Source organism: uncultured Rhodococcus sp. (genome assembly GCF_963525155.1).
GTDB classification, from domain to species: Bacteria; Actinomycetota; Actinomycetes; order Mycobacteriales; family Mycobacteriaceae; genus Rhodococcus_F; species Rhodococcus_F qingshengii.
The window spans coordinates 1-9,264 of the sequence record NZ_CAURKP010000189.1; the positions used below are offsets into that span (position 1 = coordinate 1).

Sequence of the window (9,264 nt, forward strand, 5' to 3'; positions counted from 1 at the left end):
TACTGCGGCGGTACGAGCGGGCGGGGTTGGGTCCGATCGAAGGCGGAGTGAAACCACACATCACCGTTGCCGCGTCCGCGAAAGACATGACAGATCTGCAGGCCTTGAAGGACTTGCTGCCGTCCACTCAGGAACTCGGGTTCGCGTGGACGGATTGGGTGGGCCCGATCAGCATCGACACCGCACGGATGCTCGCCTGCGACTGCACCGTGACGCGGATTTTGTTGGATGAGAACGGGGTTCCGCTCGACTGCGGCAAGGAAGCGAGAACGGCGACGGTTCCCCAGCGGAGGGCGTTGGCGGTTCGTGATGGTGGGTGCGCGTTTCCGGGGTGCGGGACACCGTCGGGGTGGTGCGATGCCCATCATATTGTTCACTGGAACGATGGTGGCCCAACAGATCTCGACAACCTGATCTTGTTGTGCGGTCATCACCACCGGACGATGCACCACACGGAATGGCGTGTCGAGATCGGACCGGATCGGAAAACGGTGTTCTATCCACCGATGTCGATCGATCCGTATCAACAGCCGATCGGCGGGAACAGCCCACCCACAGCAGCCTGAACGGGCGCAACTGAATACGTACACACCGGGGCTTAGCCATGCCCCGGTGTGTACGGCGTGTGCGGTCAGAGCATCGTCGAGATATGGTCCGGCAGCGCGACACCGGAGTCGAGATCCTCGGACGGGATCGGTTCACCGAAGTGCGTAGCTGCGGGAACTACTCCAGCCCAAACGGTTTCGATACCGATGTCGGCGGCATCGTCACCGGGGCCGCCGGTGCGAGCCTTGACGGAAGCCTCGTACAACGGCAGCGCAAGAACGATGGTTGCCGCCATTTCCTTGCGCGTGTGATCCCGAAGGTGTTGGGAACGTCCGGGAACCACCTGGTCGACGATCAGATTCAAAGCCTTCACGCGCTCGTCGCCGTCGGTCACGACTCGAGGTGATCCGACGATGACGCCGCTGCGGTAGTTCATCGAGTGGTGGAAGCCCGACCGAGCCAACACGAGCCCGTCGAGGATCGTGATGGTGATGCAGATTTCGCTGTCGGGAGCCAAGCTCCGTGAAGCGACTGAACCGTGAACATAAATAGATCCGCCGCGGTCGGGGCCGTCGAGGTCGAACCCGTAGGCGGTGGGAAACACCATGGGAACTCCGCCGACGGTCACGCCCATGTGGCACAGCTTCGCGGACTGCAAGACGTCGACGAGTGCCGCGCGTTCTGCGACGCCGTGGTGGCGGGCGCGCTTGTGCGTCGTACGTGCTGTCGGAGACAGCGGAACAGGTGCAGTGGGGGCAGGAGCAGGGGCAGCAAAGACAACGGAATCTGTCATGCAGACAATGCTGGTGGCAAAGTGGCTTCAAGTCATGGTCCAATCAGTGGAGACTTCGATAGGCCACTTCGATTTGCCACTTCCGGGAGGGTTCTGAATGTTTCTGCCTTCGGCGGTAGCCGTCGTCCTCGACCGGACAGATCGGCGGGCGCTCCCGATCCAGATTGCCGACCACCTCAGAGCTGATATCCGCAGTGGTAAGGCGGCAGTGGGTCTGAGGTTACCCAGTTCCCGGAAGCTGGCGGCGGAACTCGAGGTGGCGCGGGGCGTCGTGGAACGGGCGTATGAGCAGTTGATCGCCGAGGGTTGGCTTGTCGCTGTGCACGGCTCAGGCACCTTCGTTGCCGAGGCGCCCTCCCCCATGGTCACTCCCACGACTACACCGAAGAAGGCCGCCGACAAGATGTCACCCAGGGTGCAGCTTCGGCCGGGCGTGCCGTGGACGCCGCCGCGTGCATCGGCAGCGTGGCGGCGGGCGTGGCGTGACGTCGGGTCCAAACCGCCACCTTTCGAGGATCCCGATCCTGCGGGTGACTACGAATTGCGTTCGGCACTATCGGAATTGCTGGCAAGAGCCCGCGGAATGTCGGTTGAACCCGAGAGAATCCTGATCACCTCAGGTGCCACGCATGGTCTCGGCCTCGCCCTGTCGGCTCTGCGTACCCGTGGTGCTGTTCTGGCGATGGAAGATCCCGGATACCGGTATGCGTCCTCGGCCGCTACAGCCTGTGGATGGTCGCTGCTCGACGTGCCCGTCGACGCTCATGGTCTCTGTGTCGACCAACTCGAAACGGCGTCGGAGAGCGTCCGCGGTGTGTATGTGACACCGTCCCATCAGTATCCGACAGGAGGGCTGCTTCCGGTAGGTCGGCGCAACCAGTTGATCGAGTTCGCACGCGCCCGCGACGTCGTCCTGTTCGAGGACGATTACGATTCCGAATTCCGTTACGACGTAGCGCCTTTGCCTGCGCTTGCCCAGTTGGCTCCTGATCGGGTGGTGTATCTCGGAACAGTTGCCAAGACGCTCGGCGCCGGAATTCGATTGGGCTGGTTGGTGGCTCCCCTCGACCTGGTCGACCGCATAGCAGTACACCGCAAGCGAATCGGCGACTTCCCGTCGGTTCCGCTGCAGCAAGCACTCTTGTCCCTGCTCCGTGACGGCGAATGGGATCGAGCGGTGCGTACCGCCCGGCGCAGATACCGGGAGCGTGATCGGGCGGTCGAGGAAGCGTTGTCATCGTTCGGTGAACTGCGGGGCCTCGGCGCCGGCATGCACACGACGCTCATGCTCGACGCGGATCTGGCAGCGACCGTCGCTCGCGAGGCACTTGAACACGGCGTCGAAGTGCCCACCCTGGTCGAGTCCACCCGAACGCACGGAGACCCCGGCGGATTGGTCATCGGCTACGGGCGAGTGGAATCCGCGGACCTCGAATATGCGCTCGAGGTGATAGCCGAGTGCCTCGCACGTCACAGCGCGTGAAGTCTCGTTGATCGGGAGTGCGGCAACGGATGGGCGTGGTCCAGTTCTAGCGTCTGCTCGTGACGATCCGAAGCCAGACCTTTCCGCACCTGCTCGCACCAGGCACCATCGGCCCGATGACCGTGCCCAATCGCGTGGTTCTCCCTGCGATGGACATGAACCTGTGTGAAGACGGGGAAATCGAAAAGGGCGACATCGACCACTTCGTGGCGCGTGCAGCTGGTGGAACGGGTCTGATCATCACCGGTTGCTGCGCTGTTGCGTATCCGCTGGGCTGCACCAGCCGCAAGGAACCGGGGCTTTCGGAAGACCGGTTCATCCCCGGTCTCAAGGCGTTGGCCGACGCAGTCCACGACGCAGGCAGCAAGCTCTGTGTGCAGATGACACACCACGGCAAGGTGGCGCGCATCGATACCCTCGACGGCCGACCGCAGTTGGTCCCGTCCACGCCGAAGCCGCCGGGTGACATGAGCGCGATGGCCGATTGCACGCCAGAAGAACTGGGCAAGATGGCTGCCATCAACGAGGGCAAGAGGGCTACGTACCACGAGGCAACCAAGGAAGATCTTGATTGGCTGGTCCGCATGTTCGCCGAGGCTGCCGGACGGGTGAAGGCGGCGGGCGGCGACGCCGTCGAGATTCACTGTGCCCACAACTACGTCCTCGGAGCGTTCCTGAGTCGATACACGAATCAGCGCAGCGACGAGTACGGAGGTTCCATGGAGAACCGTGCTCGCCTGGCTTGTGAGGTCATTCGAGCGGTCAAGGAGGAGGTCGGCGGTGCGCTCGCCGTCATCGTGCGTCTGGCCGGTCAAGAGTACGGCGAAACCGACGGGCTGACCGTCGACGAGGCTGCTGCGGCTGCCAAGATGTTCGAAGAGGCCGGCGCTGACGCCATTCACGTCACCGGTACCGCGCTGAATGCTTTTGCCAACTTCACCGACGGACCCCTGCCCGACAAGGTCGGCTACTACACCGACAACGCAACGCGAATCAAGCAGGCGATATCGATCCCCGTGATCACCGTCGGACGTATGCTCCCCGAGGTCGGCGAGAAGATGATCGCGGAAGGTCGCACGGACTTCGCCGCAATGGGCCGTCAGCTTTTGGCCGATCCACAGTTGGTGAACAAACTCAAAGACGGTGCATCCGAGCGGGTTCGGCCTTGCATCAATTGCTACGTCTGCGTGCAGGAGAACTTCTGGGACGAGACCCCGCTGTGCGCGGTGAACCCTGCCCTGGGCAACGAAGCGCTGCTCCCCTTCGTTCGGACCAGCACTCCGAAACACGTTGTTGTGGTCGGAGCGGGCCCCGGTGGTCTCGAAACAGCTCGCGTGGCCGCTGAACGTGGGCACCGAGTCACGGTGTTGGACAAGTCCGATCGCCTCGGCGGCACCCTGTGGTTCTCGAGCCTCACTACCCCGGACAACGGGCGTCTGCTCAGCTGGTTGAAAGTGGAAATCGAGCGTCTCGGTGTCGATGTTCGACTGAAGACCGAAGCCTCGGTTGCTTCGATCCGGGCACTGAACCCCGACGCCGTAGTCGTGGCCACCGGTGCAGTTCGTGAGCGGCCTAGTGTTCCGGGCGGTGATCTCCCGCACGTGCACACCGGTGATTCGTTGCGCGCGTTGATGACCGGAGCGGGCGACGTCTCACAGGTGCCGCCGTTCCTGCGGACGATGGCCAAGTTGGGCAAGCTGTCCGGTATCACCAAGAGCCCCGCGGCGATCCGAGCTGTGACCCGCAAGTTCCTGCCCATGGGTAAGGACGTTGTCGTGATCGGTGGTTCGCTTGTCGGACTCGAGCTTGCGGAGTTCCTGGCCGAGCGAGGTCGCAATGTGACGCTGATCGAAGAAGGCCAGCAGTTGGGTATTCCGATGGCGATGCCGCGCCGCTGGACGGCTGTGCGCCACGCCAAGCATGTCGGTGTGGACATTCACCGCAATTCAACGGTGCAGCGAATCACCAAGGAAATCGTCGAATTCCGTTCCGGTGAAAAGACACTGACCGCTTCGGCCGACATGGTTGTCGTCGCGTCGGGAGTGTCAGCGCAAGCGCCGCTGGCCGATTCTCTGATCGGCGTCGTCTCCGACGTGCACGTGGTCGGTGACGCGGTGAACGTCGACTACATCGAAGGTGCGATGCACACGGCGTGGAAAGTTGCGATGGATCTTTGACCCATCCCCTAGGTGGCGCTTTGTGCCGCAACGATGTCCGGCCACCATCGGGCCGCGACATCGGGGTGCGCGCGTAGTCGACTCTTGAGGGCGTTCGCCCCGTAGGAATCGTGGATCGGGTTGTTCGCGTCCACGGTGACGCCGGTGGCGCGCGCCGCCAGCTCGGGCGGTAGGTCGAATTCCGGGATCTGCGCTGCGTAGTTCGGGTTGAAGAAGAACGGCACCGAGATACGTTCACCGTCGCCCTCGGGTGAAACTACCCGGTGCACAGTCGCTTTCAAGTAACCGCCGGTAGCGACCTCGAGCAGTTCGCCGATGTTGACCACCAGCGCCCCGTCGATCGGCGGCGCGTCGATCCAGTCGCCGTCGTGCTCGACCTGCAGACCGCCTTTGCCCGGTTCGACATAGAGCAGAGTCAGCACACCCGCGTCCTTGTGTCCGCCGACGCCCTGGGAGCCGGCACCTTTCGGGCGGCCCGGGTAACGCACCACCTTGATGAGGATCGACGGATCGTGAGCGAACGCGTCGTCGAAGATGTTCGCATCCTGGCCCAGGGCTACCGCCCATTCGCGTAAGAGGCTCAGTGCGATCGAGGTGAGTGTGTCGTTCCACTCGGTGATGACGTCGCGAAGTTCGGGAAGGGCGTCTGGCCACTGGTTGGGGCCCTGCAGGATCTCCCAGGCCGGTGAGGTGTCGGTGCGCTCGGCCGCGGGCTGTTCGGCCCCGATGTCGATCTGCTCGCGCCAGTCCTGCTTGCCTTCGGTCAGTTCGCCGCCGAGCCGGGTGTACCCACGGAAGTGCGGGCTGCGGACGTTCTCGATCGCGAGCTTCTCGGCAGTGGGAAGCGCGAAGAACTCGCGGGCGACGGCGAGGAGGCGGCGCTGCAGTTCGTCGGGAATTCCGTGGCCGACCAGGTAGAAGAATCCGACCTCGTGGGTGGCCTCGCGGAGCTGAGTGCGGAACTGCTCGGCGGTGTCGGGGTTCTGCGCAAGCGACAGATCGAGCACTGGCAGCGACGTAATCGACATGGGGTCCTCGATCCGTGTGATGGTTCTGATGTCCATCATTCCACGCTGAGCGGCACCCGGACCCGCACGGCAATTCGGCAGCCGCAGGCGTGATTACCCGCGCGGATGCGGAAACACCCTGCGGATAACAGAATCGGGGCCTTGCGCCATTGGCGCAAGACCCCGAATCAGTGTGAGTCGAATTAAGCTTCGTCAGCGCCGATGATGAACGCTTCGAGCTCGATGCGAGCCTTGTCGTCGGCCATCTGGACCGGCGGGGACTTCATCAGGTAAGCGGAAGCCGGGTAAACCGGTCCACCGATGCCGCGGTCCTTGGCGATCTTGGCTGCGCGGACGGCGTCGATGATGATGCCGGCAGAGTTGGGCGAATCCCAGACCTCGAGCTTGTACTCCAGGTTCAGGGGAGCGTCACCGAAGGCGCGGCCTTCGAGGCGGACGTATGCCCACTTGCGGTCGTCGAGCCACTCCACGTAGTCCGAGGGACCGATGTGGACGTTGCGGTCGTGAACCTTGCCGGCAAGTGCGCCGGTCAGGTTGGACGTCACGGCCTGGGTCTTGGAAACCTTCTTGGACTCCAGGCGATCACGCTCGAGCATGTTCTTGAAGTCCATGTTTCCACCGACGTTGAGCTGGTAGGTGCGGTCCAGCACGACGCCGCGGTCTTCGAACAGCTTCGCCATCACGCGGTGTGTGATGGTGGCGCCGACCTGGCTCTTGATGTCGTCGCCGACGATCGGGACGCCGGCGTCCTTGAACTTGGCAGCCCACTCCGGGTCGGAAGCGATGAAGACGGGCAGAGCGTTGACGAATGCAACGCCTGCGTCGATCGCGCACTGTGCGTAGAACTTGTCAGCGTCGTCGGAACCGACGGGCAGGTAGGAGACGAGGACGTCGACCTGAGCGTCCTTGAGTGCCTTGACGACGTCGACGGGCTCGGCGTCGGACAGCTCGATGGTCTCGGCGTAGTACTTGCCGATGCCGTCGAGGGTCGGGCCACGCTGAACGGGAACGTCCAGGGGCGGGACGTCGGCGATCTTGATGGTGTTGTTCTCGCTCGCGAGGATCGCCTCGGAGAGGTCGAAGCCGACCTTCTTGGCGTCGACGTCGAACGCAGCGACGAACTGCACGTCGCGGACGTGGTACTTACCGAACTTGACGTGCATGAGGCCGGGGACCGTCTGGGTCTCGTCGGCATCCTTGTAGTAGTGGACGCCCTGAACCAGGGACGAGGCGCAGTTACCCACGCCCACAATGGCTACGCGCACCGCGGTGCTGTTCTCACCCATGGTCGGGTTCTCCTTCTTTCCGGGATGTTCCTGTTGTCGATTGCTCGGCTGCGATCAATTCGTTGAGCCAACGCACTTCGCGTTCACTCGATTCGAGTCCGAGCTGATGGAGCTGACGGGTATAGCGGTCCAGCGATCCGCTGGCCCGACCGACGGCCTCGCGGAGCCCCTCACGGCGCTCCTCGACCTGACGTCGCCTGCCTTCGAGGATCCGCATCCGCGCTTCTGCGGGGGTGCGGCTGAAGAAGGCGAGGTGAACGCCGAAACCGTCGTCGGTGTAGTTCTGCGGCCCGGTGTCGGCGACCAGTTCGGTGAACCGTTGCCGACCTTCCGGAGTGAGCTGGTAGACGCGACGCGCCCGACGCTTGAGCGTGCCGGTGGCAGTGTCGACGTCTTCTGAGATCAATCCGTCGGCTTGCATGCGCCGCAGTGCCGGGTACAGCGATCCGTACGAGAACGCGCGGAATGCGCCGAGCAGACCAGTGAGCCGCTTACGCAGCTCGTATCCGTGCATCGGTGACTCGAGGAGCAGCCCGAGGATTGCGAGTTCGAGCAACTGACAAACCTCCCGAGTCGTTGAACCTAACCGCTTGATGCGATAACCAACTATATCGCGCCGATATATAAAACCACACTGCGGCCCGATACGTGTACCAAGGTGTCACGGCTAGATCAGGGGGTGAACGGGTAAATCGACATGATTTCGCCATCGAGGGCAGCGGTCAGGTACCCGCTCTCGTCGAGGTCGTTGCCGACGTGAATTTCGATGGTCGGCACGGTTTCGGAGCTCTCGATCATGAGGTACCGCGTGGTCGGATTCTGCACGGAGGTGGTGGTTCCGGCGCCGTCGAGCAGGGCGATCACGATGCGAGGATCGAGCTGTCTGACGTCGATCTGTGTCACGTCGGGTTCGCGTGATCCTCCTGAAGTCGTGTCCTCGAGGTCGCCTCGGTAGTAGCTGTCCAGGCTCTTGCGCGGCGCGGCAGGATCGGCGCGCGTTATGCGTGCATAAGTGGGATAGATGGTCATCTCGTCGACCAGTCCGCTGCCGTACTCCGTTTCGATGGCATGGAACATCGCCCCCAGGCCGTCGACGGTGTGTAACTGTGGCTCGGGGCTCGAGAAGATCGTGACGTCGGACGCGGCGTATTTGATTCCGAAACCGATAGCCGAGACCAGTGACAGAGCGATGATCACAACGGCGATCCAACGTGTGTCCAGCGAAGGTTCTTTCCGGAGAACGGGTAGGGACGCCTCGGTCTGCAGATCGAACGTCAATTCTTCGAGATCGCCGAGAGTAACTGCAACCGCGGCGAGTTCGGTCAATTCGTCGTGCTCGGCCGCGGTGAGTTGCCCGTCGGCGAAGGCGGAGTCCAGCACTGCGCAGGTAGCCTCGCGATCGGCATTGCGAGCGCGGGTGGTCCTGGTCAGATCGTTCGGCATGTCCGGGGCCTATCGAGGAGTGAAGGGAGACAAGCGGATCGGGCGGCCATCCGGGGTCAAATCCATTGAGCCGCTCGCGCCGAGGTTGTTGCTGGCGTAGATGGAGACGCGTGGATCGTCGCTCGACGAACTCATGCTGATGTGTGTGATCTCGGCGTCGGGGACGTTGAGATTTGCGGACACTCCTGCCAGATATCCGGCGAGTTTGTCGATGTCGACGGCAGCGAGGTCGAAGGTGACGGTGCTGGCTGCTCGAGTCGACGTGCTGTCGCGTGGTGTGAAACCGCCTCGAAAGTCGATGTCTTCCTCCAGGTTCGGCGAGACAGCGGCGGCGCGAGTGACGCTTGCATAGCCGTCGTAGAAGTTGGCGGAATCGATTATCGTCGTGCCGTACTTGGCGCTGTATCTGGTGATGAATTCCCCGATCCCGCTTGCGGTGACCGTGTTCAACGTCGAACTCACAATGGGGGCAAGCGGTTCGACGTTTTCGGCTGCCGCCGGTGGAGGC

At 62.9% G+C, this 9,264-nt stretch carries 8 protein-coding genes and 1 pseudogene; 3 read left to right on the forward strand and 6 right to left on the reverse strand.

Annotation, left to right across the window (positions count from 1 at the left end):
* A partial coding sequence (locus tag RWT78_RS25000; protein WP_314681662.1) for an HNH endonuclease occupies positions 1-566 on the forward strand: 566 nt, incomplete at its 5' end.
* Positions 567-631: 65 nt separating this feature from the next.
* On the opposite strand, the gene RWT78_RS25005 is transcribed toward RWT78_RS25000, so the two are convergent.
* A complete protein-coding gene (locus tag RWT78_RS25005; RefSeq protein WP_054826130.1) occupies positions 632-1,339 on the reverse strand; it encodes a pyridoxamine 5'-phosphate oxidase family protein in 708 nt (235 codons plus the stop codon).
* 97 nt (positions 1,340-1,436) lie between these two features.
* Between RWT78_RS25005 and RWT78_RS25010 the strand changes: the two genes are divergently transcribed.
* Together RWT78_RS25010 and RWT78_RS25015 are read left to right on the forward strand one after the other, a co-directional pair.
* The gene (locus tag RWT78_RS25010) at positions 1,437-2,822 is read left to right on the forward strand and encodes a PLP-dependent aminotransferase family protein (RefSeq protein ID WP_314681665.1); all 1,386 of its coding nucleotides are present in this window, start codon (positions 1,437-1,439) and stop codon (positions 2,820-2,822) included.
* Between the two features lie 59 nt (positions 2,823-2,881).
* Positions 2,882-4,999, forward strand: a complete 2,118-nt coding sequence (locus RWT78_RS25015; RefSeq protein WP_314681667.1) for an FAD-dependent oxidoreductase — start codon at positions 2,882-2,884, stop codon at positions 4,997-4,999.
* A gap of 8 nt (positions 5,000-5,007) precedes the next feature.
* On the opposite strand, the gene RWT78_RS25020 is transcribed toward RWT78_RS25015, so the two are convergent.
* The 5 genes and pseudogenes from RWT78_RS25020 to RWT78_RS25040 form a co-directional block, all read right to left on the reverse strand.
* Positions 5,008-6,066, reverse strand: a complete 1,059-nt coding sequence (locus tag RWT78_RS25020; protein ID WP_019746062.1) for an isopenicillin N synthase family oxygenase — start codon at positions 6,064-6,066, stop codon at positions 5,008-5,010.
* A gap of 143 nt (positions 6,067-6,209) precedes the next feature.
* Positions 6,210-7,313: an inositol-3-phosphate synthase gene (locus tag RWT78_RS25025; RefSeq protein WP_003945979.1), complete on the reverse strand. Its 1,104-nt coding sequence runs from the start codon at positions 7,311-7,313 to the stop codon at positions 6,210-6,212.
* Positions 7,306-7,869 (reverse strand): PadR family transcriptional regulator, encoded by a 564-nt coding sequence (locus RWT78_RS25030; protein WP_003946014.1) that lies wholly within the window; start codon positions 7,867-7,869, stop codon positions 7,306-7,308. Before RWT78_RS25030 ends, RWT78_RS25025 begins: the two co-directional genes overlap by 8 nt.
* Positions 7,870-7,985: 116 nt before the next feature.
* Positions 7,986-8,756, reverse strand: coding sequence for a DUF1707 domain-containing protein (locus RWT78_RS25035; RefSeq protein WP_314681670.1), 771 nt, complete (start codon positions 8,754-8,756; stop codon positions 7,986-7,988).
* 9 nt (positions 8,757-8,765) lie between these two features.
* A pseudogene (locus tag RWT78_RS25040) lies at positions 8,766-9,264 on the reverse strand (DUF1707 domain-containing protein); the annotation flags it as partial.

What these genes read in the sequence shown, in the direction of transcription:
- RWT78_RS25020 (WP_019746062.1), bottom strand. Translation starts at nt 6,066, where the DNA reads ATGATGGACATCAGAACCATCACACGGATCGAGGACCCCATGTCGATT.
- RWT78_RS25035 (WP_314681670.1), bottom strand. Translation starts at nt 8,756, where the DNA reads ATGCCGAACGATCTGACCAGGACCACCCGCGCTCGCAATGCCGATCGC.
- RWT78_RS25005 (WP_054826130.1), bottom strand. Translation starts at nt 1,339, where the DNA reads ATGACAGATTCCGTTGTCTTTGCTGCCCCTGCTCCTGCCCCCACTGCA.
- RWT78_RS25025 (WP_003945979.1), bottom strand. Translation starts at nt 7,313, where the DNA reads ATGGGTGAGAACAGCACCGCGGTGCGCGTAGCCATTGTGGGCGTGGGT.
- RWT78_RS25010 (WP_314681665.1), top strand. Translation starts at nt 1,437, where the DNA reads ATGTTTCTGCCTTCGGCGGTAGCCGTCGTCCTCGACCGGACAGATCGG.